Here is a 24,659-nt window from a genome sequence, read left to right as displayed (position 1 = left end):
CTTCCCTCAAGGCGGATTACTTGGCAAGCAGCTTGTCGAAGAGCGCCTTGTCGTAGTCCGAGTAGATATAGCCGTCAGCCGGGAACTTGTCGGCCCGTGCGAGGTAGCTGCCGATCGTGCTATCGTCGATGACAGGCAGCGGCACCTTGACGAATGCCGGAACGTCCTTGCCTTCCAGCGCCTGTACAGCCGTGTAAACGGAAAGTGCGCCGAGCCAGTTGGGCTGCATGGTCGCCCAGCTCTTCAGTCCCTTCTCCTTCCAGAGCTCCAGGAACTGCCGGGCGTTTTCGCCTGTTGTCGGCACCTGGTCGCGGCCCTGGCGGTCGAAGGCGAGGACGGAGCCGGCCGATAGCGCGCCGCCGAGCGACAGCACGCCGTCGATTTCGGGATTGGCGAAGAGCAGGCTGGTCATCGCTTCCTGTGCCGGCGCGACGTTATATTCCGTGTTCGTCTCGGTGATCACCTGGAGACCGGGATTGGCATCGAGGACCGGCTGGGCACCCTTGCGGCGATCGTCGCTCACCGAAATGCCGGCCGGGCCGTTCATGATGATGATCTTGCCCTTGCCGCCGAGCTGGCTGACCATCCACTTGGCAGCGGTCGCGCCCCATTCGTTGGAATCGGTGTTGATTTTCGCAGTCACCTTGTCGGTGTTGACGAGGCTGTCGAAATTCACGACGGCGATGCCCTTGTCGCAGGCATCGGAAATGACGCGGTCGAGCGCGTTGGAGGAACCGGCGATCACGACGATGGCGTCGACATTGGCATCGATCATCGACTGGATATGCTGGATCTGCGTCTGGGCGTTGCCCTGCGCGTCCGTAATCATCAGGTCCTTCACGAGGCCAGCCTTCTTCAGCTCCTCCACTTCAGCCGTGATGGTGCCTTCGGTCTGCTTCATCCAGGTCGGCACCGAATAGATGTTCGCCCAGCCGATCGTATAGGGCGCCTTCCTGTCACCCTTCATGCAATTGGCGGCGGCTGAGGCCGTGCCGGCCGAAAAGACGAGGAGCGCTGCTGCGGCGGCGGCACCCGCAAGCAGGCGGCGGCGTCGCGAAGCGCAAATGCCATTTTCAAGATTCTTCATGTCGATCCCCTTTTTTGTGTGCGGCAGCGTTGACGGCTTGCCATCGATGTCCAATATACCGTACATGTGATCTATATACCGGACGAGGTGATCTTATGCCGATTTTTCTACCTCGCAAGAGGGGTGGGAAAATTTCATTCGCGATGAATGACGGGATCGATTGACAGATGCGGCAGACGGCTTGAAAAGCTCGGCCGGACAAAAAAGGATCGACTAGCAATGGATGCAGTTCAGGACGAAGCAGCCGGCAAGCGCGCCCGAGGCCTCGACCGCGCCTTCGAGATCCTCGAGTTCCTGCGGCGGAAGCGGCAGGCCCTCAAGCCGAATGAAATCGCCACGCAGATCGGCGCGCCGCGCTCATCGGTTTACGAGCTCGTCAACCTGCTGCTGCAGAATGGCATTCTGGAATCCACGGGCGGCGAAGGGCGTGTCTATCTCGGCCGCAAGCTGTATTTCCTCGGCGCCGCCTATGAGAACCATTTCGATTTCACCCGCGAATGCGAGGCGGCGTTGGAACAGCTTGCCGACGAGACGCGGGAGACGGCGCAGTTCTGCATGCTGGATGGAAACAAATACACGGTCGTTCGCATGCGCGAAGGCGCACGCCCATTCCGCATTTCTACGGATGTCGGGCAGTCGGTGCCGATACCGTGGACGGCGTCGGGCCGCCTGCTCGTCGCGCACCTGTCTGACCAGGAAATCCTGAACTTCATTCCGCCGCAGGATTTCCGCCTGCCGACGGGCGAGTGGCTCGATCCGCAAACCTTCATCGCCGAGGTGCGCCAGGCCGAGCGTGAAGGTCTCTTCACCTTCAACAGCATCGTCGACAGCTTCACCCACTGTTTTGCCGTACCGGTGCGGGGCGAAGAAGGTCATGCAGCCGCAACGCTCTGCCTCGTCACGCCGCGCGACGACGGCCTTGCGAACCGGGACCATTATCTCGACTGCCTGAAGAAGGCCGCCGCGAGCCTAGATCAATCCCCGATGCGACCAAAACGAAGCTGGCCGTAGAACTCGATGGCGCGAAGGCGTGGGTTTTTCACCAAGGAAAGTTCATTCCTTCCGCTGGTATGACAGACTAGCGGACCGTCGGCGCGCGAGGTGGCGCAAATCCACCCGAAGCAGAGATGACGACTGGGAGCGCGCTCAGGCCCGCCCGGTCCTTGCTACTTTCCCGGCGGCCTGCTCGCTCGCCGTAGGCCATTGCCGCAAAGCGGATAGCATATCTCTGTTTCGATGCCGCAGCTTGAAAGCGCTGATACCTGCAGCCCCGCTAATTGCGACGCGACGAACCATTGATTCCGGCGCGAATTTTCAAATCCCTGACCCGTCGAAGTTCTCGTCATCGTCGCCTTCCCAGGGCAAGGGCATCGAGGTGCGATTGAGGTTGGCCGAGGGCATCGGCATCCAACACTTCAATTCCGGTTCGGCATATCCGATGATCTGCCCGGGCGAGGAATCAGACGCACGCCAACCTTCTCCGCCAAACTGATCGCCATTCGACCAATAGGCGAGGTCAACTTCCGCCGGACCCTGTTCGGACGGTCGGATCGTGACGAGTATTCGACTGCCGTCTTTCGGTGCGCTTGCCATATGGCGCCAACGGTCTGGCTCGTCCATCGTTTTTCCTCCTGGCTTGCTACAGGTTCAGAATGTCGCCTCGCCATTAAAAGCGGTCAACTCAAACTTTGCGCAACGATTGCCGTTGGTGCCGAACTGCAGGCCGACTGGCGCAAGCCGACCGGTCAGGACCTTGGCCAGATCATGGGCCGCGAACACCTGCCATTTTACGGCAGCCTGTTCGTCAGCTTCACCGCAGCCAGGGGCTGACCCGCTTCCTTCACTGCGGCAGATAAGCCTCTGCTCCACTGGCGATGATTTCGTCTTCGCTAAGGCACTGAACGCCTTGTGCTCGCATCCGCCCCAGAAGAGGGTCTTGTCAGGGTTTTTAGGCCATTGCACGCACGCAGGGCATCCTCGAGCAAGGTAGTCGTCCCGGCACCGGCGCCGTTGCGATGCAGCCAGCGGATCGATACACCGGCGGGGCAGGAAGGCGGTAATTCATCAACTGCGGTCACTCATGCTCGAGCTCCTGCATGTCAACATGGAGCCGGAACTGATTGCGTTAAAGCGTATCACGTTCAGCGAAGCTGTCGTTTTCGAGAGGCATGGACCGATACCACCAGAACCCGATCCAATCATGGAAAAGTTGATAGAGGCGGTCAGCGAGGCACAAGAGGCTGGGACAATTGTCGAGGGAGATGCAAGTGCGATCGCCAATCATTTGATCCACTGTCTGGTCGCGTTGCCGACGACCGCGGCAATGACGGGCAGCAGCGAGTTTGACTCGCGCCGAGAAGTCGAAGCACACTTTCGCAGGACCTGGGATTGGCTCATAAGATTGAACGGGAAGAAGACTTAGTACCTCATCGAGGTCGATAGGTCGCACCCGCAGCTGAAGTCAAAAGCGTGAAACCTGTTTCGAAGTCGTCATTGCATTCACATGACTGCGTAACCCCGGATGGAGTATGCCGTGAGCTGAGAGGTTGTTACTCAGATGCTTGCCTCCACAGGGTTCCGACCAGTGATGCCTTCAATCGTTTCGGCCTGTTCGTGGCGTTGAATCATCCGCTGTCTTGGATCGGATATGGATAGCTATCTCTCTCATCTGCACAAACGGTCAGGCGACTTCCTAGGTGACATCGTCATATTGAGCGAGAAGTCGGATAAGCTCGTCGCCGTGGAAGCACAGTACGACGTTCATGCATATATGCCATCGCTCTTCGAGACATACGATATCGACGTCCCTCCGACGCTGATCAACGCGGTTCCAAAACGCCAAAGCGAATTTCTTGCGGGTCGTATTCTTTCTCGCGTCGCACTGGAAAGATTGCATCAACCGAGTGCTTCGATATCCATCGGCAAGTGAGGTTCTCCCATATGGCCAAGGGGAATATCCGGCTCGATTAGCCACTCGTATGGGAAATGTGTCTGCCTCGTCGTTGCTGACGACGCAAGACTGGTTGGCATCGATGTCGAAAAGGTGCCGACCGGTGCCGCCTTGGAGGCAATCCTGCGCGAAGCTCTGGACGCTGGCGAGCGAGATCGGGTTTTTCAGCAAACGACGTTTGATGCCGCCATACTCGCAACGCTGATTTTTTCCGCCAAGGAAACTCTGTACAAGGCGCTATATCCCGTAGTCCTGGAATTTTTCGGATTGGATGCAGCCATGTTCAACGGTATCTGCGGCGACAATATTCTGTCTTTATCGATTGTGCGCTCGCTGCATGATTCCATTCCTCGCGATAATGAGATCTTGATTCAGTTCGAGATTGACGGGGAATTTGTTAGAACCTGGGCGATACTCGAGCGCGATACGCTGCATTCTCTTCGCTGAGATCGCGCGCCACCGGCACATGCTGGCGGCACAGGAGCTTGGGCTTCGATGGGCCTCAGCGGTTAAAGACGGCGGATCGGCGCTGCGCGTCTACAACCGGAAAGAAGCCGACCTTCATGAAGTAATCGACGTAGCGATCGAGCACCGCGTCAGTCATGTTCGATGAGAACGATGTTCTAATCGGGGTACGGTGGAGGATATGCTGCCGAAGGCTGTGAAGCGCTCCGCCCTTCAGATTCGCGCCAAAGTCTTTGCGCCTCGCGCTTCGTTTTTCACGACCAGTTGATCCGATGTGTTGCGATCACACACGGATATTACCGGTAGCGAGCGCGAACTCCCTTATAGTGTGTCGATTCCAGCGAAGTTCCGTCATAGGGTTTTTTATCAATGTCGAGTGAACCGCTTTTCGGCGCAGGCAAAATCCGTGCGCGCGACGATCGCTCCGAGCCGCTTCATCGAGCATCCTGGCTTGACACCGCCGTCACTTTCGATCACCGGCGCTGGGTCTGCAAGGACATCGAGTTGCGCTGGACCGCACCGCGGCACGTTATTGTTCTGACCGAGAGGGGGCGAACCGAGCAAACGCGCGTTTCCTCCGACAGCGGCCTCGTTTATGACGGGCAGGACCGCGCGGGCGCAATTACCTTCGTGCCGGCCGAAGCGGAGCGATACGGCGTCTACCGCGAAGCCGACCTTAGTTATTCCGCTTTGTGGATTGATCCCAAGGCGGATATTCCAGGCTGCGATGGTCTGGCGCGGATGCCAACCATGGTGAACGGGAACGATCCGGTCATGGCCACGCTCGTCTCGTCGCTTTGCGCCGATATGGTGCGGGGCATGCGACCGGATTCGGCCTATATCGAGCACCTCGTCGGGCTCTTGGCCATGCGCGTCGCATTCCTCGACGGACATGTTTCGTCTGTCTATCGCCTCAGCCCGCTCAACCGACGGACGCTCGGTCGCGTGGACGCATTCATTGATGCGCAGCTACAGAGCGACATATCGCTGCGCGATCTTGCTGCTGTCGCCAACATGCCGGTCGATACCTTCGCTCGACGCTTCAAGGCGGCCGCCGGAATGGCGCCTTATGCCTATGTGCTCGAACGGCGCATTACCCGTGCGGAAACCTTGCTGAGAACCACGTCATTGCCGCTTGGCAATCTTGCGCTTGCTCTTGGTTTCGCAAGCCAGAGCCATTTCACGTCGACCTTTCGACGTTTGAGGGGAACGACGCCGAAAGCCTATCGCACCGAATTTCTTCCCGGATCCTGACAGTTTCACCGCAATCCCGGAAGAAGCCAGCCAGTCAAGGCCCCATACTAGGGATCGTTCTGAAGGACAGCGCAGCCGGCGGATCGAACCGGCGTGCCGATAACGGAGGCGATCCGATGATAGATGACACCAGGGCTGGCCTCACCAGGCGTGCCGTTCTCGAGACGGGAGCCGCAACGGGATTTTTCCTCGTAACGGGGTTGCCGGCGAGCAGCCAGCCGCAACCGGCTGCTGCCGTGCCGCCTGCGGCTCCGGCGGCGATCGAAACAGTTCCGTTGACCCTGCGTATTAACAACCGGGATTTCACCGTCGATCTCGACCCGAGGACGACGCTTTTGGACACATTCCGCAACAGCCTAGGGCTGACCGGCTCGAAGAAGGGCTGTGATCACGGCCAGTGCGGCGCCTGTACTGTGCTCGTCAACGGACGGCGGATCAATTCCTGCCTGACGCTCGCCGTTATGCATGAGGGCGACGAGATCACCACGATCGAGGGGCTGGCGACAGAGGACGAACTGCACCCGATGCAGGCCGCATTCATCGCAAAAGATGGCTTCCAGTGCGGCTATTGCACACCCGGCCAGATCTGCTCGGCCGTCGGCATGCTGCAGGAGGCTGCGACGGGTTGGCCAAGCCATGTGAGCGAGGATATCGCAGCCGAAACCTTCGGTCTCACCGATGCGGAAATTCGCGAACGCATGAGCGGCAATATCTGTCGTTGCGCCGCCTATGCCAACATCGTCGCCGCGATCCGCGACGTCAGCGAGGAGGCATAGGATATGAGACCCTTCACCTTTCAACGCGCGACGAGCGCAGGAGAAGCAGCTGCCGCCGTCGCGGCGAACCCGGGCGCCAAGTTCATTGGCGGCGGTACCAATCTTCTCGATCTGATGAAACTCGGCATCGAGCAGCCGGTGCATCTGGTCGATGTCAGCCGGCTACCGCTTGCCGCGATCGAAGACACCCCGGATGGCGGCTTGCGGATCGGCGCCGAGGTGCGCAACAGCGATCTTGCAGCCGACATTCGCGTGCGTTCCCGTTACCCGGCGTTGACGCAAGCGCTGCTTTCCGGCGCTTCCGCACAGATCAGGAACAAGGCGTCGACTGCCGGCAACCTCCTGCAGCGCACGCGCTGTTATTTCTTCTATGATCGCAACATGCCCTGCAACAAGCGCAGTCCCGGCTCGGGCTGTGCAGCGCTCAGCGGCTTCAACCGAATGCACGCCATTTTCGGCGCCAGCCAATCCTGCATCGCGGTCCATCCCTCCGACATGGCGGTTGCCATGACAGCGCTCGACGCGCGCATCGAGACCGTTTCTGCTTCCGGCGACACTCGGACGATCCCGATCGGGGACCTTCACAGGCTGCCCGGTGAGATGCCGGATGTGGAAACGTCGCTTAGCCACGGCGAGATGATTACGGCTGTCGTCCTGCCACCGCCGCCTGCAGGACGTCAGATTTATCGCAAGGTGCGCGATCGCGCTTCCTATGCCTTCGCGCTGGTTTCCGTTGCGGTAGTGGTCGATGTGCGACAGGGCAGAATTTCGAGCGCGCGTGTCGCCATGGGGGGGGTCGCGCCGAAACCCTGGCGGACATCCGGGGCCGAGCAGGTCTTGAGTGGAGGACAGGTCTCCGATGACGTTCTGGAGCGCGCCGCCGAGGCAGCTCTTGCCGGGGCCCAAGGCGCCGGCGCGAACGATTTCAAGATCCTGCTGGCCAGACGAACGCTCCGCGCCACCCTTTCGGCCGCCACCCAAACCGCGTGAGGCGACGATGTCGGACAATCGAGCAAATCCATCTTTATCGAGCGAAGGAGCGCTGCGGCACGTGGGACGACCCCTCGACCGGGTGGACGGCTCCCTGAAGGTAACGGGTCGCGCAACCTATGCCTACGAACACGTTGATATCCCGAACATTGCCCATGGATATATCCTGGGCGCGGCGATTGCCAAGGGCCGGATCGCCGTCATCGACACCACGGAGGCAGAAAGGGCTCCGGGCGTGCTGCATGTGATGACCCACCGGAATGCACCGGCCCAGCCGGACTTCGGCCCCCCCACTACACCCACGGTACCGGAGGTGTTTACCCGTGCCCGGCCGATGCTTTCGAGCGACCGCGTCCGCTTCTACGATGAGCCGGTGGCTTTGGTCGTGGCAGAGACATTCGAGGCGGCACGATCGGCGGCGGCCCTCATTGAGGTCCGCTACGAGGCAGAGGTGGGCAGATACGATATGGAATCGCATCTTCCCGAGGCCTATGCGCCGCAAAGAACCAATGCCGGCTTCGAGACCGACAGCAGCGTCGGGGACTTCGAGGGCGCATTCGATGCCGCCGAGGTGAAATTGGACGTATCCTATATAACGCCCTATCAGCACCACAACCCGATGGAGCCGCACGCGACCACTGCCGTCTGGTCCGGTGACGACCTCACCATCTACACCGGTGCGCAGACGCTCGCCAACTTTCGCGTCGGCATGGCAAACACACTGCAGATGGCGCCGGAGCGCGTGCGCATCGTAAGTCCCTTCACGGGCGGCGGCTTCGGCGCAAAGCTGATCATTCATGCCGATACCGTCCTTGCCGCCTTGGCTGCGCGGGTCGTGCGACGGCCAGTCAAGTTCGCGCTGACGCGCCAGCAGATGTTCGCCAATGCCGGACATCGCGCCAAAATGAAGCATGATGTCCGCCTGGGCGCCGACAGGGACGGCAAGCTCGTGGCGCTTTCACACGACGTTTTGTCCGCAACCTCGGATTTTGAGGAATTCTGCGAGCAAACGGCGGTTTTTGGTCGCTCGCTTTATGCGGCCGACAACCGGCTGACGCGACATCGCCTGGTGGGGCTGGACACCAACCGGGGTGAATGGATGCGTTCTCCTGGCGAAGCGCCCGGAATGTTCGCCTTCGAATGCGCGATGGACGAGATGGCCGAACAACTCGGGCTCGATCCGATAGAGTTTCGTATTCGCAATGAGCCCCAACGTGATCCGGAGCGCAACGTGCCGTTCTCGACCCGCAACCTGGTCGCCTGCATGGAGGAAGGCGCGACGCGGTTTGGCTGGGCGCGTCGAAGCGCTAAACCGCGCGCCATGCGCGACGGCCGGTTCCTCGTCGGTTACGGCATGGCGGCTGCAATCCGTCCGAATTATATCGGCGCCACGCGCGCACGGGTGCATCTTGGTGGAAACGGACAATTGACCGTGCAGCTCGACATGACCGATATCGGGACCGGCACCTACACGATCCTGACGCAGATCGCCGCCGATGCAACCGGCCTGCCGCTCTCGTCCGTAAAGGTCGAACTCGGCGACACCAATTTTCCCCGCACCGCCGGTTCCGGTGGCTCCTGGGGAGCCGCCAGTGCCGGCTCGGCGGTGCACAACGCATGCCTCGCACTGCGCGAGAGGATCGTCGCCGAGGCGCGGCGACGGGATGCAACTCTTCAAGACCTTACAGAGAAAGACGTGGTTTTCACCGATGGCGAGATCCGGTTTGGGGGAAGGACAGAGACACTCGCGCGCCTGGTCGGCAAGCTCTCGTCCTTCGGCGTTGAGGCGGAAGGCGGGGTCGAGCGAGCCGGGGCGGAGTTCCGCGATTTCTCCCAACACTCCTATGGCGCTCACTTTGTGGAAATCGGCGTCGACAGGGATTCCGGCGAGATCAGGATGCGCCGCATGCTGACCACGATTGGAGCCGGCCGGATACTCAATCCGAAGACGGCCCGTTCGCAGATCATCGGTGGAATGGCATGGGGGATTGGTGCGGCCTTGATGGAGGAAAGCGTTCTTGATTCGCGCTACGGACACTTCGTCAATCACGACCTGGCCGAATATCATCTGCCGGTGAATGCAGACGTCCCGCCGCTCGACGTCGTGTTTCTGGAGGAACACGACGAGAGGGCAAATGTCCTCGGCAGTAAGGGCCTCGGGGAGCTCGGCGTCTGCGGTGCAAGCGCGGCCGTCGCCAACGCGGTCTACAATGCCACTGGCGTTCGGGTCCGCGAATTCCCCATCACGCTCGACAAGCTCCTGTCCGGACTGGCCTGACGTCGTCGCGACACAAGGTTGCCGTCGTTGGCATAGGGACAGATCTCGCAAAGCGCCGTCGGCGTCGGCGCGGCGGACGGCGCATCGGCGGGACGGGCGGCATTGGCCGCGCATTCAGCCGGAAGCTGGCCTCGCGCGGAGCAAGCGTTCTCGTTGTCGGCCAGACGTTTCGTGACGGCGGCGTTTCCGGGATCGAGTTCGTTAAGGCGGATTTGAGCCTGATTGGCTCGAAGCTGCTCCTGACTCCGGCCAAGGGAAGCAATCCTAAAATTTCCGGCAGGTGCCCTTATGCTGCCTTTGCACTCCCTTGGCGAGCGCATCGTCATCCTCGGGCCTTCTAACGCGGGCAAGTCGACGTTGGCGGTCGCCCTCTCCACGAAGCTCGGTTTTCCGACCGTGCATCTCGACCAACTTCATCATCTGCCTGACACGGATTGGCAGCCACGTCCGGAAGCAGAATTCGCCAAACTCCACGATGCGGCGATTCTCGGAGAGCGATGGGTTATGGAAGGTAACTATTCCCGGCTGATGCCGCAGCGTTTAACCCGCGCAACTGGCGCTATTCTCATCACCTCAAATCACTGGCTACGATTTTCCCGCTATTTCAAGCGCACGCTTATCAACCGTTCGGATCGCGCAGGACATCTCGAAGGTGCCAAAGACAGCATAAAATGGGAGATGGTTCACTGGATTCTTGTAAAGACCCGTAACAGCGGCATCAACTATGCGAAGGTTCTTCGGGAATCCGGTTTGCCAACTGTCGAATGCGACACGGCGAATGCGCTCAATAAGCTCTACCGCGTTTGGGATTTGCCGGTCCGCCAGTAGGAACCCCGGAAAAATTCCGCGACGTCCGCGTATGACGCGATCCAAGTCGGGACGCTGCAATGCACCCAACTCGGCCTCTTAAGATCGCTCGACGCTACCGTTGTCTCGGCAAAGCCATGAGGGCAAGGCGTAAAATTTCATCCATTCGAGCATGGCTTACGCCGTTGCCGACCTTCAATGGGAGAGCTGATCTGTGAACTACGACGAGATCAAGCTCGGGTAAGACAATGATGTACTGGCCTCCCGGAAAGCCTCTTTTCCGGTCGCATTGAAACGCGTCAACAAAGCGCCTCCCTGCGTGAGTTGGCGATCTTTCCGGGCCAGCGGCCTCTCTGGAAGCGGTGGCCGTCGGCAAAGGTGAGGCGCGGCCCCTCAGGTCCAAATGCTTTCAGGTGTAAGAATCTCAAACGGCACGATCCGTTGCTCGACTGACAGTGTATCTTTGCGCTCGATCAACCGCAGCATAACATCGAGCAGTTCTTCTGGCATTCTGTCCAGCGGATGGCACAGCGATGCGGTTATGAGCCCTTCGGTCAAACCTCTGCGCGTTTCCGGTCCGACGTCGCTACATACGATACGGACCTCGCGCTGGCGTTCCGGGGATTGCTCTCGCACGGCCCGCAGGACACCCGAAATTCCGCCTCCGTTGACGAATATTCCCTTGAGATCCGGCTCCTCAGTGATCAGCTTGCGGACGATCGCATAGGCATTCTCAGGTTCCTCATGGGTCAAAAAGGTTTCGCTGACGTGGAAGTCCGGTGCGTATTCTCTCATGTAAGAGCGGAAGCTTGCATCTGAAATATCCTGACACTGATAACGGTTGCTTCCGATCAAGGGAATGACTTTGCCTGGTCCCGTCGCCGTCTGGCTGATGAACCAGGCAGCGGTACGACCCCGCTTCCAATTGTCGGTGCCGACAAAGCCTGCGCGACTGGCAGCTGATAGATCCGTGACATAAGCAATCACCGGAACACCGCGCGACCGCAGCTCATCGATCGCCTGACTGACCACCGGGTGGTCGGCAGTGATAACCGCAATGGCATCGCTCGTTTCGCCCATCCTGCGGAGATTGGCAGCGACTGCCTCGGGCGAAAGGTCGTCCTCGAAGACCACGTCTGGCTCAATGACAACATCCGCCCGCCGTGATGAGGCCGCAACAATCGCGTCTGCCCACATCTTGTAGAGCGGCCTATGCGACTGCTGCATGAGGAAGCCGAGCTTTCTATGTGTCAGATTTTCCCGCTTGCGTTCGCGCAGGGCTCCAAGGCCGTAAAATCCGATCTCGCCTGCCGCATCCAGAACGCGCTCGATCGTCTCAGGTCTAACGGTGCCTGTGCCATGTAGGAGCCGGTTGACTGTAGAAACGCTCAGACCTGCGGTCTGGGCGAGTTGGGCTATCGTGGGCTTGCTCATCGAAGGCTCGCTCTTTGTTTCATTTATGGAATGCCGTTATTGGCAGGAAATGTCTTACTGCGAACTATTATCGTTTTGCATTGGCATTTCAAGCGCTACAAATTATGGCGCATTGGTTGATGCATTGTCGCAGAGCGGTGATGCAAATGGGAGGAATGACATGAAACGAATGAAGCACATTGCCGCCGCAGTTCTTGCGACGTCCACAATCATGCTTGGTGCGACTTGCGTCGAAGCCGCAAACATCGCAGTCGTCGGCGGGAAGACAGACGATGAGTTCTGGAGCCGGATCAAGAAGGGCGTGGATGACGCTCGTCTGGTTGTCGAAAAGAACGGCGGCTCGGTCAGCTACCTGCAGCTTCAAACCTACGACAATCTTGGTCCTGACGCCGCGCAGCTCGTTCGCACTGCAATGAGCCAGGGCGTGACCGGTATCGTTGTGCCGGACTGGGTTCCGGAAGCTGAGGACGAGGCGATCAAGGCTGCGGTCCAGGCGGGCATCAAAGTCATTCTTATGAATGCCGGCAACATTGAAAAGGCGCGTGAGCTAGGCGCGATCAACTATGTTGGCTCCGATGAGTACGTGGCAGGCAAGGCAGGCGGTGAATATCTCGGATCGAAAGGCGCAAAAAATGTCATTTGCGTCAACACGGTTCCCGGCGCCGCCAATCAGGAAGCCCGCTGCAAGGGCGTGATCGACGGCATCACTGCGAAAGGTGGACAGGGCAAGCAGCTTCCCCTTCCTGCGACGAGCTTCGGGGATCAGACCGCCATCGCGGAGGCGGTGAAGGCCACGCTTATCCAGGACGACAGCATTGACGGTATCATCAACGTAAGCGCGACAGATGCCGATGCAGCCGCAAGTGGGATCAACCAGGCGGGAAAGGTCGGCAAGGTATCGCACGGCACCTTCGATCTTAACGCTTCGGGCTTGGCCCGCATCAAGGATGGCACGCAGACCTTCGCCATCGATCAGCAGCCGTATCTGCAGTCGATCCTCAGTGTGACGCTGCTGGCGTCGCATCTCGATTATGGAACGAATCTTCCGACGGCGCCGGTCCTCACCGGCCCAGGAATCGTCGACGCATCCAACATCGATGCGACCATGGCCGGCGTCAAAAGCGGCGCCCGATAATCGGTTCTCGTCAAGCTCGCCCCGCAGGACGCTGCGGGTCGAGGACGACGGCGCTTCGGTTCGAAGCCTTGTTAGGATTTTGCACATGAACACTCTGTCAGTAGGCAACCTCTTGCGGCGCCCCGAGGCGGGCGCGTTCCTCGGGCTCGTCGGGGTGCTTGCGTTCTTCATCATCTTTGGAAGCACCAAGTTTCTCGAACCGGCCGGAGCAGCGAGCTGGTTGAACGTCGCCGCCAATCTCGGCATTGTCGCCCTGCCGATTGGACTGTTGATGATCGCGGGGGACCTCGACATTTCGATCGGGGCCATGATCCCCGCAGGATCGATGACCATCGCAATCATCTCCGGCTTCTATGGCTTCCCGATCTGGGTTGGTATGCTCGGCTCGATCGGCATAGGGCTCATAGTGGGCCTAGTGAATGGCTATCTTGTCGTACGAACCGCAGTTCCCTCACTGATTGTCACGCTCGGCACGCTGTTCGCGGTCCAGGGCCTGATGCTCGGCGTATCGGTCCTCGTAACAGGAACCACTAGCGTTCCCTTGACGGCGGATCCATGGGCAAAGTTCCTCTTTGGTCAGTTCCTGTCCGGCTCCTTCCAGGTGATCATCATTTGGTGGATTGCAATTACCGCCCTCTTCGTTTTCTTCATCCATCTGTCTCCCTATGGGAACTGGATCTTCGCGATGGGCGGCGACAGGGTCAGCGCCCGTAACGCCGGCATTCCGACAGCGGGGCTCACGGTCATCCTTTTCGTTCTCTCCTCCACGAGCGCGTCGTTCGTTGGAATGTGTCAGGCGATCCTCTTCAACTCGGCGCAGGTCTCCGGCGGGATGACGTTCATCTTCAACGCAATCATCTCGGTGGTCGTGGGTGGTGTGCTGCTGACCGGAGGCTTTGGATCCATAATCGGCATCTTCTTCGGCACGATCACCTTCGCGGTCGTGAATCAGGGCATCTACTTCACCACCTTCGACCGCAACTGGTCGAGCTTGATCATCGGCGTGATGCTTCTGATTGCCGTATTGATGAACAACACGTTCCGTCACATGGCCCTGACCTACTCGCCGAAGAAGAAGTGAGGACGAGATATGAAAACGCCAATTCTCGAGCTTGAGAACGTCAATAAGTCCTTCGGTCCGATCGACGTGCTGCACAACATCACGCTGAGGGTTCATCCAGGCGAAGTCCTATGTCTGCTCGGCGATAACGGTGCAGGCAAGTCCACGCTCATCAAGACCTTCGCCGGCGTTTACAAGCCGACGAGCGGCACGGTGAAGTTCGAAGGAAAGGCCGTTGCGTTCAACAATCCGCGCGAAGCCGCCGACATGGGCATCGCCACAGTCCACCAGTTCGGCGGTACCTTCCCCCTCATGAGCATCGGCCGTTCATTCTTCGTCGGCCGGGAGCCGACCAAGGGCATCGGCCCCTTCAAGATCTACGATCGCAGGAAGGCCAACGAGATCGCGGTGAAGGCCGTCCGGGAATTCGGCATCACGCGCATCGACGACGGAGACCGCCTGATTGGAGGGTTGTCTGGCGGTGAACGACAATCGCTGGCCATCGCACGCGCGGTCCATTTCGGGGCGAGGGTGCTCATTCTCGACGAGCCGACGGCGGCGCTCGGCGTCAAGGAGGCCGCGCACGTTCTGCGCATTGTGCTCGAGGCGCGGCGTCGCGGCCTCGCAGTGATCTTCATCACCCACAACGTCATCCATGCAATGACCGTCGGTGACCACTTCGCCGTTCTGATCAAGGGCGAGAAAGCTGCTGATTTCCGCAAAGGCGAGAAGACCCGAGAGGAGATCACCGACCTCATGGCTGGCGGCGAGGCGATGGCCGAACTTGAGGCTGAGATCGAAGCTCACTCCTCCGCCAATAGCGGACAACCCATAGCGGTCTGACCGGCGCCGGCCGGTCACGACAAGACAACGACATCGGCTCATCCGCCACGGCGGGTGGGGCCTCCAAGTGCAACAATCCTTCTGGGTGATAAGTCATGAAAATCGCGCTCGACCCCTTTATGCATCGCCACCTTTCCCTCGAGCAGCTCCCCTCGAAAGTCGCCGAACTCGGCTATGAGTGGATCGAACTCAGCCCGCGGGCCGATTTCCTTGAATGGTTCAAGGCGCCGCGTGTTTTCCCGTCGCGGGTCAAGGCTTTCAGGAAGGCGCTTTCGGACGCCAATGTCGGCATCGCGTCTCTTCTGCCCATGTATCGCTGGGCGTCCAACGACGAGTCAGAGCGGCAGGCCGCAGTTAAACACTGGAAGCGTGCCGTCGAGATCTGCGTCGAACTCGGCGTCGACACGATGAACTCCGAATTCGGTCGAGGACCGCATCCGGACAAGGGCTCCTGCTACTGCTGCCACACCGGATCGATGATCGAGGCATGCGAGGACGCCTGGTGGCGATCGATGGAGGAACTCGTTCCGATCTTTGAACGCGAAGGCATCAACCTCCATGTCGAGCCGCATCCGGAAGACTGGTGCGAGACGCTGCAGCCGGCCCTCGACATCATCCGGACGGTCAACTCCAAGAACGTCAAGTTCCTCTATTGCGCGCCGCATACGTTCTACTTCGGCGACGACACCAAGGCGATGCTGCGCGAGGCGAAGGACGTTCTCGCCCACGTCCACGTCGGCGATACCTTCAATCACAAGGCATCATCGGGTCTCCGTTACATTCTGAATCCTCCCGGCACCAATGCCCGCATTCACCAGCATCTGAACATCGGCCAGGGCGAAGTTCCGTGGGATGAATTCTTCGGAACCCTGGCCGAAGCGGGCTTCGACGGGATCATGACGGCCTGCGTCTTTGCCTGGGAGGACAAGGCTGACGAATCCGGGCGCTTCATGCGCTCCGAGATGCAGCGTTACGTGGACAGGTATTGGAAGAAATAGGACCCGTCAGGCTGAAGAAGCCTGCATGAACTAGGGTACGGACACTTCAACAAAAGAACGACGCAGGCGACGGGGTTCCCGCCGCGGGGCGGAGCTTTGCTTAACCGGCACGGTGCCGGAGGAGAAACGAGCATGATAAACGGAGAAAGAACCATAACTTGCCCCTTGCGCTGGGGCATGGTCGGCGGCGGCCGCACTGGCCAGGTGGGCTACAAGCACCGCACGGGCGCACTCAGGGACGGCACTTACCGGCTGCTTGCCGGTGCTTTCGATCTCGATGCAGAGCGCGGACGCGATTTCGGCACCAAGCTGGGAGTGGCCGAAGATCGCTGCTACGCGGACTACAAGGAGCTGATCGCCAAGGAAAGGGCACGTGAGGATGGGGTCGAGGTCGTCTCGATCGCAACGCCGAACTTCACCCATTTCGAGATCACCAAGGCCTGCCTTGAGGCGGGGCTGCATGTCATCTGCGAAAAGCCGCTGTTCTTCACCGTCGCTGAATGCGACGAAGTCGCCAGGCTGGCTGAGGAGAAGGGCCTGATCGTCGGTGTGACCTATGGGTTCACCGGCCATCCGCTGGTGCATCAGATGGCCGCCATGGTCAAAAAAGGCATGCTGGGCGATATTCGCATCGTCGACCTGCAGTACACCCACGGCTTCAACGCGGGCGACGATGTCGGTGCAGGCGAGGCCGTAAAATGGCGCACGAATCCCAAAACCGCAGGCCCCACCTTTGTCTTGGGCGATATCGGCACGCATCTCTACTACCTGTCAGAAGTCGTGCTGCCGCATATGAAAATCGAAAAGCTGCTTTGCGATCGGAAGGCCTTCATTCCAACCCGCGCGCCACTCGAAGATCACGCGACCGTTCTGATGCACTATGACAACGGCGCGCGGGGCCGCCTCTGGGTGTCTTCTGTGAACGCGGGCAATATGGGATCACAGCGCTATCGCTTCGTCGGCTCCAAGGCCTCAATCGAATGGTCCGACTCCCACCCTGACCAACTGATCTATGAAGTTCAGGGCGAACCGAACCGCACCCTGCACCACGGCATGCCCTACCTCGAAGAGGAAAGCCTTGCCTGTGATCGCATGGGCGCGCTGCACACCGAAGGTCTCGGCGATAGCTGGTCGAACATCTATCTCTGGATCGCGCAAGCAATCGATGCAAAGCGCCGTTGCGACAACTCGTTCCTCAAGAGCCATCACTATCCCGGCATCGAAGCCGGCACTGAAGGCGTGCGCTGGTTGGAGAACTGCGTTCGCTCTGCTGACGCAGGTTCGGCCTGGGTCGACTTCAAGTGACCGGACTGGGGGCGCGCTGGATCTCCTCCATCTTCCTCCCAAGCGCGTCCCCAACACCCCTTTTATGGAAAGATAAAATGATGAAACTTTCGATCTGCACGGACGTGATGGGCGGTCTCTCCTTCACTGATATGCTCGACAAATGCGTGAAACTCGGTGTCGAGGGCATCGAGGTGACTGGCGGGGGATGGTCGCGCGGACCTCACTTCCGCGCCGACGAGCTCCTGGCCGACACGGGCCTTCTCAAGTCCAAGCTCAAGGAAATCGAAGCCCGCGGGTTGGAAATCGCCGCCCTGAATTGCTCCGCCAACCCGCTTGATCCAGGCGAAATGGGCAAGCGTCACCGCAAGGAAATGGAAGACACCATCCGTCTTGCCGGCGAAATCGGCGTGAAGACGATCGTCACCATGTCCGGTCTGCCCGAAGCAGCCCCTGGCGATACGGTTCCGAACTGGCTTGTCTATACCAAGAGCTGGCCAAATGAGATGCCGGAGCGCGACCGGTATCAGTGGGAGGACCGGGCTTTTCCGCTGTGGCACGATCTGGTGAAGCTGGCCAAGGAGGCCGGCGTCGAAAAATACGCGCTCGAAAATTTCTCGGCCATGCTGGTCTGGAATCCCGAGACGCTTTTCCGCCTGCGAAACGAAGTCGGTCCGACGGTCGGCATGAACCTCGACCCGTCGCATTTGATGTGGATGGGCGCCGATCCGATCGCTTCCGCCCGCGCGCTGGGCAATGCGATCCACCACTGCCATGGCAAGGACACGCGCATCGAGCGTGGTTTGGCCGACGTAAACGGCCTCCTCGAGCTCAAGGAGGTGACAGACGTCGCAAATCGGACCTGGAACTATGTCGCCGTTGGCGCAGGTCATGATCTGAAGTGGTGGAAGGAGTTCTTCTCCGTCGTTCGCATGGTCGGCTACAACGACTGGGTCAGTCTCGAGATGGAGGACTTCACAATGTCCACCGACGCCGGCATCCAGTCCTCCATCGATGCGCTACAGGCTACGATCAGCCGCTGACTTTGGCCCGGACCGCTGACGCGGCCCGGCCATTTTGTGAGGACGACATGAGCCCGATCAAAGACACCAGGGTGAACGTCGATCCTGCGGATCGCGGCTTCGATCGCCTCAGCGACGATTTCGGTGGTGCCCGGATAAGCCGAATGGCCCTTGACCACGACCGGGCACCCGGTCGCCAGTGCGGCCGCCGTATCGTCGCCGGCGGTTGAAGAAAGCGAGGAGGAAATTGGAAGCACCGAATACGGCGACCGGGCCGATCGGTCGCTGAATGAGACAGGTCTCCGGACGTGCCTGTGGCTGACGCTCGGGCAGGGCGGCGTCGAAACGGCGGACCAGATAAGCGCCTTGTTCGACATGATCGGCGAAGAGCCGGAGTTGACCGGTTGTTCGTCCGCGCTCGCCCTGCAGGCGCGCTACCGGAAACCGGTCTCCCGCGTACCGATTTCGGTGATTGCGTCCGTCCGGCTTTCGACCTCGTCTGCAATAGCAAGCAAGAATGCAGCGCGTTCGGAGCGGGCCGAGTAGATTTAGCTGACACACCGGAGGCTGGCTGCGACGCAAACGCGTCGGTTCCCTCCACCCATTCGCAGGCGATCAGATGCTTACCCTTCGGATTGCATGTCATCATCGGCTCTCCCACTGCGAGGTCGAGCTTGGCTGGATCGCATCTGGACTGGCGCGGCAAGTCTCGGCCTCGAAAAGCCACTGTTGCGAAGGCCGCCGTCGCCGCTGATCGCGATGCCCGGATCAAACATTCCGGGCACCACCATTTTCGTAACTGGTCGCGACGAGTCGCGTTCAGGCCTTGTATTTTTCCACGGCGCCCTTCAGCCTGCTCCATTCGGCATACCAGGTGTTGAAGAGCTTGAGCTGTGCCTCGACGTAGCCACGCTGGCTTTCGGTCAGCACGTCCGTTTCGTTGAAGTGGAGCGCATATTCCTTGTCGCCCTTCAGCACCATCATGTGTTTGAAGTATAGCACCAGATCCGGACCTTCGTCGAAGGAGGAGAGGACGCCGAGCGCCTGCTCCAGCTCCAGCGCCCGCTGGCGGGCATCTGCATCGCCGGCAGCCGCTGCCTGAGAGAGGTTGCAAAGGTGGATGACTTCCTTCGGCAGCACATTGCCGATGCCGGTAATGGCGCCGGTCGCGCCGCAATTGACGAAGCCGTGAAAGACGGCCGTGTCGACGCCGATCATCAGCGAGACGTCGTCATCGCGGCTGGTAATGTTCTCGGCGGCGTAGCGCATATCGGCGGCACCACCGAACTCCTTGAAGCCGACCAGATTGGGATGCTCGGCGCGCAATGCAAAGAAGAGGTCGGCACGCGTCGCAAAGCCGTAATAGGGGCTGTTGTAGATGACTGCCGGAAGATCGGGCGCGGCCGATAGGATCGCCTTGAAATGCGCCTTCTGGGCAGCAATGACCGAACCGCGCGAGAGAACACGTGGAATGACCATCAGGCCTTGAGCGCCGATCTTCTGCGCGTGCGCCGCATGGGCGACGGCTGAAGCCGTGTTGACCGCGCCGGTGCCGACGATGACCGGCACGCCGGCCTTGACCAGGCGCTCCACGCCTTCCATGCGCTGGGTGTCCGTCAAAAGGGGCCAGTCGCCCATCGAACCGCAATAGACGACGGCCGACATGCCACCAGCAATCAGTTCCTTGCCCTTGCGGACAAGCGCGTCGAAGTCCGGGGTGCGGTCTTGCTTGCAAGGGGTCATCAGCGCCGGGATGACGCCGGAAAAAATATTGGCCTTCATGGTTGCTCCAATGACTGAATGTCGTGCGGGAAATGGCTTGTCGTTCCCGGCGAGGAGCGTCATAGCACGTTGTATTTTATTTGTCGACAAGAAGTCGGCGACATCAAAGTTTCATGTCAAGCCGCTCATTTCTGGAAAAGAATGTCTGAATCTGCCGGACGATTTGTTCGGCGTGCTCCTTGGCTAGCCTGTCGGCCGCCTCGATATCCCGTGCCTCGATCGCGGCGATCATATCCTCGTGCTCGTCCACGAACTGCTGCGGCAGCCGGTCGCCATAGGATTGATAATATAGCCGCAGGATGCGCCGCCCCTCAGAGAGCAGCCGGTTAAAGAGACTGATGTAATAGGGGTTTCGCCCGGCTTCGGCGATCGCCGAATGCAACGCCGCGTTGGTAGCAATCATTGCCAGCGCATCCTGGGCTTCCACCGCAGCGGCAAAACGCGCCTGGTGGGCGCGGATGACTGGAAGGTCCTCCGCACGGTGATACTGTGCCGCAAGCCGCGTCGTGACCCGGTACATCAGCACAAGCGCATCGAAGAAGGTGTGCAGATTGAGGAAATCGATATTCGATACCATGGTGGACCGGTTGGGCAGGGTGTCGATCAAGCCCTCGCCCGCGAGGCGCACCAGGGCCTCCCTGATCGGCGTGCGCGACATCCCGAACCGCTCGGCGAGCTGCACTTCGTCGATAGGACTGCCGGGCGGCAATACGAGGTCGAGAATCTCGTCGCGCAGCAGCTCATAGACCATTTTCACGCCGGAGCCGCGTTTGCGCTCGGGAACGGAGGTGGAGGCGACGTCATCCATGACGGGATCCTTGTTGCTTTCATCCATAGGGCTTCAAACCCAGGTGTTTTGCAAACGTCAAGGCCAGCTTTGTACGCAAGCAAAAACCAGACCGCGATGTCTGCTTGCGATGCAAGAACGGATATTGCACAAAATGTGCGATGGGCCTTCATAAGTCGCAAAAAATCATAAGACCCTCCGTCGCAGCAGCACGGGTTTCGCCGGCATGGGAGTTCCGGGAATGCGAGCAACGGAAGTGGGCTTCGGCCACCTGAAGCAATTGAGCGCCAGACCAGTTTCGCTGTCACGAATCGGATCGACAGGCGCGTGATGTTGCTAGCTGGTTTTGCGCTAACGACAGCCTTTCGTCTGTCCGCTCTTATGATGCCAGAAACCGCGGTTAAACCCTATGCGATCCTGGTTTTTGTGATCGGGTTCGTCTTTTCGATGCAAGGCACCATCGTTTGCTCGTCTGGCTATTACTTGCTGAGATCGTCCCGCTCAAGATTCGCAGTTGCGCGACGAGGATCTGCGCCTTCGATCTCTCGATTGCCAATGCTATCGTTGCATTCGCATTCCCGTTCGGTATCGGGTCGAAGTTCTTCATCTTCGCCATACTTGGACTATTCGCGATGATTTCATTGCGACCACTGTTCCTGAACAGGTGGCAAGACGCTCGAAGAGTTCGAGGATTTCGAAGGAAACATGCAAGTCTTGGCAGCCTGGCGATTGCGCCCAGCCGCTCACGCAACTGCGCTCAGCAAAGTGAAAAAATAAAGAAGCGCGGCGCCAAGCTGCGGTTTCTCGCGCGTCCGACAATAAATCACATATTGGCGGCAGTGCTACGCGGTGGGACCATCTGACTTACAAGAAAGCCAGCTAACGATCTCGGACAAAAGGGTGTGTTTCGGCAACGGTGCTTCAGTATGGCCAACGCAACCGTGAAGCCTCGGTATTCCGCTGCTCATATCCGTTTTCCGCAATATTTTGGCAGCCCTTCGGGCCCGAAGCTGCAATTGCGTAGTCAACGGCTTACTGGATTAGTTGACTCAAATTCTCAAGGAATGTAGGCGCTTGCGTTTCTAGCCTCATAATCCGAAACGCAATCATGCCCCTGACCGATATTGTTTCCGAAATCGCACGCAGAGAAGTTCGCACGGCGCTTCTTTTCGGCAGCGGACGGCGCCTTTCCTACGCGGAACTCGACGAGCAAACGCGACGCTTCGCAAACCGGTTGGGACAGGGACAAAAGCGGCTCGTGGCGGTTGCTGCAGAAGCCTCGGAGCATGCGATCGTGGCCTATCTCGCAGCACTGCGGGCGGGACACGCGGTCGCCATGCTGCCGCCCTGTGATGAGAGGCTGTGGGATGATTTTCTGAGCGCCTTCCAACCGGATTTCATTTTCCGCCCAACTGATGGCCGCTGGCGTCTGATCGAGGAGGTCCGACCTGGAAAAGACAGACCGGCGATCCACCCCGATCTCGCCGTGCTGCTTATGACATCAGGCAGTTCGGGCGCTGCCAAGGCAGTGCGTCTTTCCTATGCCAATCTCGACGCCAACTCACGCTCGATCGCAACCTACCTCGAACTCTCGTCCACCGACCGTGCCGCGTTGGTCCTACCTCTCCACTATTCTTACGGACTGTCGGTTCTTAATTCTCATCTGATTGCGGGCGGCAGCGTTTTCTTTCCCGGCATTTCTGTAATGGACGGCGACTTTGCCCGCATCATCGACGAGAGCGCCTGCACAAATCTTTCCGGCGTACCCTATTCCTATGAACTCCTGGAAAGGTCGAACTTCCGCACCTCAGAGAACAAGACGCTGCGTGTCATGACCGTAGCAGGCGGCAAGCTCAACGCCGATCTGATCCGCCTTTATCGTGACCATATGCGTACGAAAGGCGGTCGCTTCTTCGTCATGTATGGCCAAACCGAGGCGACGGCACGCATCTCTTTCGTCCCGCCGGAAAGCTTATCGGACAAGGAAGAGCGCATTGGGATTGCCATACCCGGGGGCAGCCTTGCGCTCGTCGATGACGAAGGAATGCCAATTACCCAATCAGACACGGCTGGAGAACTCGTCTATCGGGGTCCGAACGTGATGATGGGCTACGGTATGCAGCGCAGCGACCTTGCGCGCGGCGCCGAGATCGAAGCGCTGAATACTGGCGACATCGCCGTGCAAGACGAACATGGCTTCTTCCGTATCGTCGGGCGAAAGAGCCGCTTTGCCAAGATTGCGGGCCTCAGGATCGGCTTCGACATCATGGAACAGGCGCTGCTGCGCGAGGGCATCGCGGCCGCGGTAATCGGCGACGACGCCGGGCTGCAGGCCTTCGTGATCAGTGCGGACTCTGTGAAAAGAGCACAGCGCATCCTCACGCAGGCCAGCCGCCTTCCGGCCAATCTGATTTCCGCGACAGCTCGCGACAGTTTTCCAAGGCTGGCTTCGGGCAAGATCGACTATGCCTGCCTCCAGCAGGAGGCGCAGAAAAGGCGGTCGGAACCTCGCGTGGTGTCTGGCAATGTGCTTGATGCTTATGCCCGTATATTCTATCCGCTCGCCGTCAGTCGCAAGGACAGCTTCGTTTCACTCGGCGGAGATTCACTCCGTTTCCTGCAGCTGGTGATGGAGCTCGAACAGCTCGGCCTCGATGTTCCGGACGGCTGGGAACGCATGACAATCGCCGAGCTCGGCACGCACCATCAAGCGGTGTTTTCGTCGAAGCGCCACGGAGCAAGGGGGTTGCCGACCGACTTGGTGTTAAGAGCAATTGCAATCCTGCTGGTGGTGATTCAGCACGAGACGCGCTGGCCTGTTCCCGGCGGCTCCGGCGTGATGATGCTGTTGGTCGGCTTTAGCCTGGCGCGCTTTCAATCGACCCATTTGCTTGCCGGCCGGCTTAGTCTGGCGCTGAGACCCGCAATCAATGTCCTGATCCCATATTTCCTGATCGTCGCCGCTTATGCAGTCATCTGGCAGACAATTCCCTGGGCCTCGGTCACGCTGACCGGCAATTTCGGCTACGCCGAGCCTGAGCGCCACGAGATGATCCCCTATCTTTACTGGTTCATCGAAGCCTATGTACAGGCGCTTTTTGCCTTCGCGCTTGTCTTCGCCATACCGGCTGCGCGCAGGTTCGCGCGGACGCACCCTTTCACCTTCTCAATAGGTCTATTGGGGTTTGCCATCGCGGCGCGCTTTTCGCTGCCGCCGTTCATTGAAATCGGTGGACGTCAAATCTTCGCACTCTATTGGGTTTTCCACCTCTGCGTTTTCGGTTGGTGCGCGGCCTTCGCCGACAGCCCGGCAAAGAGGCTGGCTTTGATGGCGTTAGCTGCGCTGGTGCTGGGCTACCTCGCCTTCTGGGAGACCGTCTGGATCGGAACGACGATCAAGTATCTAACGATCTTTGCAGCGCTTCTTGCTCTTGTTTATATGCCGCGCATTCGACTACCGGCGGATACGGGACGCCTCGTGACGCTGATTGCCACATCAGCCTTTCCGATCTACCTGTTCCACCGTTACGTCCCGGAATTGCTGATGCTGCCTGCGGCAGGCATTCTACATGTTGGTGCCTTTCATCTCATGGCGATCGCAGGCGGCGTCATGGCCGGTATCGCTGCCAACTACGCGCTGGCGGGGCTTCGCAACCTGCTCAGCAGATACTCGATCGAGCGCCAGACGGAGTTGCGTTCCGCCTAGC

Annotated in this window: 20 protein-coding genes and 2 pseudogenes; 16 read left to right on the top strand and 6 right to left on the bottom strand. The window is 59.4% G+C overall.

Translation table 11 applies throughout. From position 1 onward, the window contains the following. Positions 1-16: 16 nt before the first annotated feature. Positions 17-1,087, bottom strand: coding sequence for an ABC transporter substrate-binding protein (locus BLP23_RS10420; protein ID WP_092584967.1), 1,071 nt, complete (start codon positions 1,085-1,087; stop codon positions 17-19). Positions 1,088-1,306: 219 nt separating this feature from the next. Between BLP23_RS10420 and BLP23_RS10415 the strand changes: the two genes are divergently transcribed. Then, positions 1,307-2,098: an IclR family transcriptional regulator gene (locus tag BLP23_RS10415; protein ID WP_092584965.1), complete on the top strand. Its 792-nt coding sequence runs from the start codon at positions 1,307-1,309 to the stop codon at positions 2,096-2,098. A gap of 303 nt (positions 2,099-2,401) precedes the next feature. On the opposite strand, the gene BLP23_RS10410 is transcribed toward BLP23_RS10415, so the two are convergent. Further along, positions 2,402-2,707: a hypothetical protein gene (locus BLP23_RS10410; protein WP_092584790.1), complete on the bottom strand. Its 306-nt coding sequence runs from the start codon at positions 2,705-2,707 to the stop codon at positions 2,402-2,404. 460 nt (positions 2,708-3,167) lie between these two features. Here BLP23_RS10410 and BLP23_RS10400 point away from each other — a divergent pair, with 460 nt between their 5' ends. The 8 genes and pseudogenes from BLP23_RS10400 to BLP23_RS10360 all read left to right on the top strand — a co-directional run bounded on the left by BLP23_RS10400 (position 3,168) and on the right by BLP23_RS10360 (position 10,628). Continuing rightward, a complete protein-coding gene (locus BLP23_RS10400; RefSeq protein WP_208603137.1) occupies positions 3,168-3,509 on the top strand; it encodes a hypothetical protein in 342 nt (113 codons plus the stop codon). 225 nt (positions 3,510-3,734) lie between these two features. Then, positions 3,735-4,076 (top strand): annotated as a pseudogene (locus BLP23_RS35075) (hypothetical protein); the annotation flags it as partial. Continuing rightward, on the top strand, positions 4,053-4,484 hold the full coding sequence (locus tag BLP23_RS10390; RefSeq protein WP_324613731.1) for a 4'-phosphopantetheinyl transferase superfamily protein: 432 nt from the start codon (positions 4,053-4,055) through the stop codon (positions 4,482-4,484). The pseudogene BLP23_RS35075 and the gene BLP23_RS10390, both read left to right, overlap by 24 nt. A 387-nt stretch (positions 4,485-4,871) precedes the next feature. Next, the gene (locus BLP23_RS10385; protein WP_092584786.1) at positions 4,872-5,756 is read left to right on the top strand and encodes a helix-turn-helix transcriptional regulator; all 885 of its coding nucleotides are present in this window, start codon (positions 4,872-4,874) and stop codon (positions 5,754-5,756) included. A 119-nt stretch (positions 5,757-5,875) separates the two neighbouring features. Next, positions 5,876-6,532 carry a 2Fe-2S iron-sulfur cluster-binding protein gene (locus BLP23_RS10380; protein ID WP_407691785.1) on the top strand — a complete coding sequence of 219 codons (657 nt, stop codon included), beginning with the start codon at positions 5,876-5,878 and terminating at the stop codon, positions 6,530-6,532. Positions 6,533-6,535: 3 nt separating this feature from the next. After that, positions 6,536-7,522, top strand: coding sequence for an FAD binding domain-containing protein (locus BLP23_RS10375; protein ID WP_092584784.1), 987 nt, complete (start codon positions 6,536-6,538; stop codon positions 7,520-7,522). Between the two features lie 7 nt (positions 7,523-7,529). Then, entirely contained in the window at positions 7,530-9,800 is a 2,271-nt protein-coding gene (locus BLP23_RS10370) for a xanthine dehydrogenase family protein molybdopterin-binding subunit (protein ID WP_092584783.1), read from the top strand. 288 nt (positions 9,801-10,088) lie between these two features. Then, positions 10,089-10,628: a P-loop NTPase family protein gene (locus tag BLP23_RS10360; protein WP_092584782.1), complete on the top strand. Its 540-nt coding sequence runs from the start codon at positions 10,089-10,091 to the stop codon at positions 10,626-10,628. Between the two features lie 372 nt (positions 10,629-11,000). On the opposite strand, the gene BLP23_RS10350 is transcribed toward BLP23_RS10360, so the two are convergent. Further along, on the bottom strand, positions 11,001-12,041 hold the full coding sequence (locus tag BLP23_RS10350; RefSeq protein ID WP_092584780.1) for a LacI family DNA-binding transcriptional regulator: 1,041 nt from the start codon (positions 12,039-12,041) through the stop codon (positions 11,001-11,003). 169 nt (positions 12,042-12,210) lie between these two features. Between BLP23_RS10350 and BLP23_RS10345 the strand changes: the two genes are divergently transcribed. From BLP23_RS10345 to BLP23_RS10320, 6 genes are all read left to right on the top strand, one after another. After that, positions 12,211-13,176 carry a substrate-binding domain-containing protein gene (locus BLP23_RS10345; RefSeq protein ID WP_407691784.1) on the top strand — a complete coding sequence of 322 codons (966 nt, stop codon included), beginning with the start codon at positions 12,211-12,213 and terminating at the stop codon, positions 13,174-13,176. A gap of 85 nt (positions 13,177-13,261) precedes the next feature. Then, a complete protein-coding gene (locus tag BLP23_RS10340) occupies positions 13,262-14,257 on the top strand; it encodes an ABC transporter permease (RefSeq protein ID WP_092584778.1) in 996 nt (331 codons plus the stop codon). A 9-nt stretch (positions 14,258-14,266) separates the two neighbouring features. Next, positions 14,267-15,079, top strand: a complete 813-nt coding sequence (locus BLP23_RS10335; RefSeq protein WP_092584777.1) for an ATP-binding cassette domain-containing protein — start codon at positions 14,267-14,269, stop codon at positions 15,077-15,079. A gap of 95 nt (positions 15,080-15,174) precedes the next feature. Further along, complete coding sequence (locus tag BLP23_RS10330; protein ID WP_092584776.1) at positions 15,175-16,077, top strand: sugar phosphate isomerase/epimerase family protein; 903 nt, start codon at positions 15,175-15,177, stop codon at positions 16,075-16,077. Between the two features lie 132 nt (positions 16,078-16,209). Beyond that, a complete protein-coding gene (locus tag BLP23_RS10325) occupies positions 16,210-17,382 on the top strand; it encodes a Gfo/Idh/MocA family protein (RefSeq protein ID WP_092584775.1) in 1,173 nt (390 codons plus the stop codon). Between the two features lie 80 nt (positions 17,383-17,462). Then, on the top strand, positions 17,463-18,404 hold the full coding sequence (locus BLP23_RS10320; RefSeq protein ID WP_092584964.1) for a sugar phosphate isomerase/epimerase family protein: 942 nt from the start codon (positions 17,463-17,465) through the stop codon (positions 18,402-18,404). A 59-nt stretch (positions 18,405-18,463) separates the two neighbouring features. Here BLP23_RS10320 and BLP23_RS34415 read toward each other — a convergent pair. The 3 genes and pseudogenes from BLP23_RS34415 to BLP23_RS10305 form a co-directional block, all read right to left on the bottom strand. Further along, a pseudogene (locus BLP23_RS34415) lies at positions 18,464-19,029 on the bottom strand (aldehyde dehydrogenase family protein); the annotation flags it as partial. 173 nt (positions 19,030-19,202) lie between these two features. Beyond that, a complete protein-coding gene (locus BLP23_RS10310; protein WP_092584774.1) occupies positions 19,203-20,165 on the bottom strand; it encodes a dihydrodipicolinate synthase family protein in 963 nt (320 codons plus the stop codon). Positions 20,166-20,268: 103 nt separating this feature from the next. Further along, a complete protein-coding gene (locus tag BLP23_RS10305; RefSeq protein ID WP_092584963.1) occupies positions 20,269-20,973 on the bottom strand; it encodes a GntR family transcriptional regulator in 705 nt (234 codons plus the stop codon). 1,087 nt (positions 20,974-22,060) lie between these two features. Here BLP23_RS10305 and BLP23_RS10295 point away from each other — a divergent pair. Then, positions 22,061-24,658 carry an AMP-binding protein gene (locus tag BLP23_RS10295; protein WP_092584772.1) on the top strand — a complete coding sequence of 866 codons (2,598 nt, stop codon included), beginning with the start codon at positions 22,061-22,063 and terminating at the stop codon, positions 24,656-24,658. Position 24,659 lies beyond the last annotated feature (1 nt).

It is taken from the genome of Rhizobium mongolense subsp. loessense (genome assembly GCF_900099775.1).
GTDB lineage: Bacteria > Pseudomonadota > Alphaproteobacteria > Rhizobiales > Rhizobiaceae > Rhizobium > Rhizobium loessense.
Note: the sequence above shows the minus strand (reverse complement) of the source record. Positions and strands in the feature narration are given on the sequence as shown.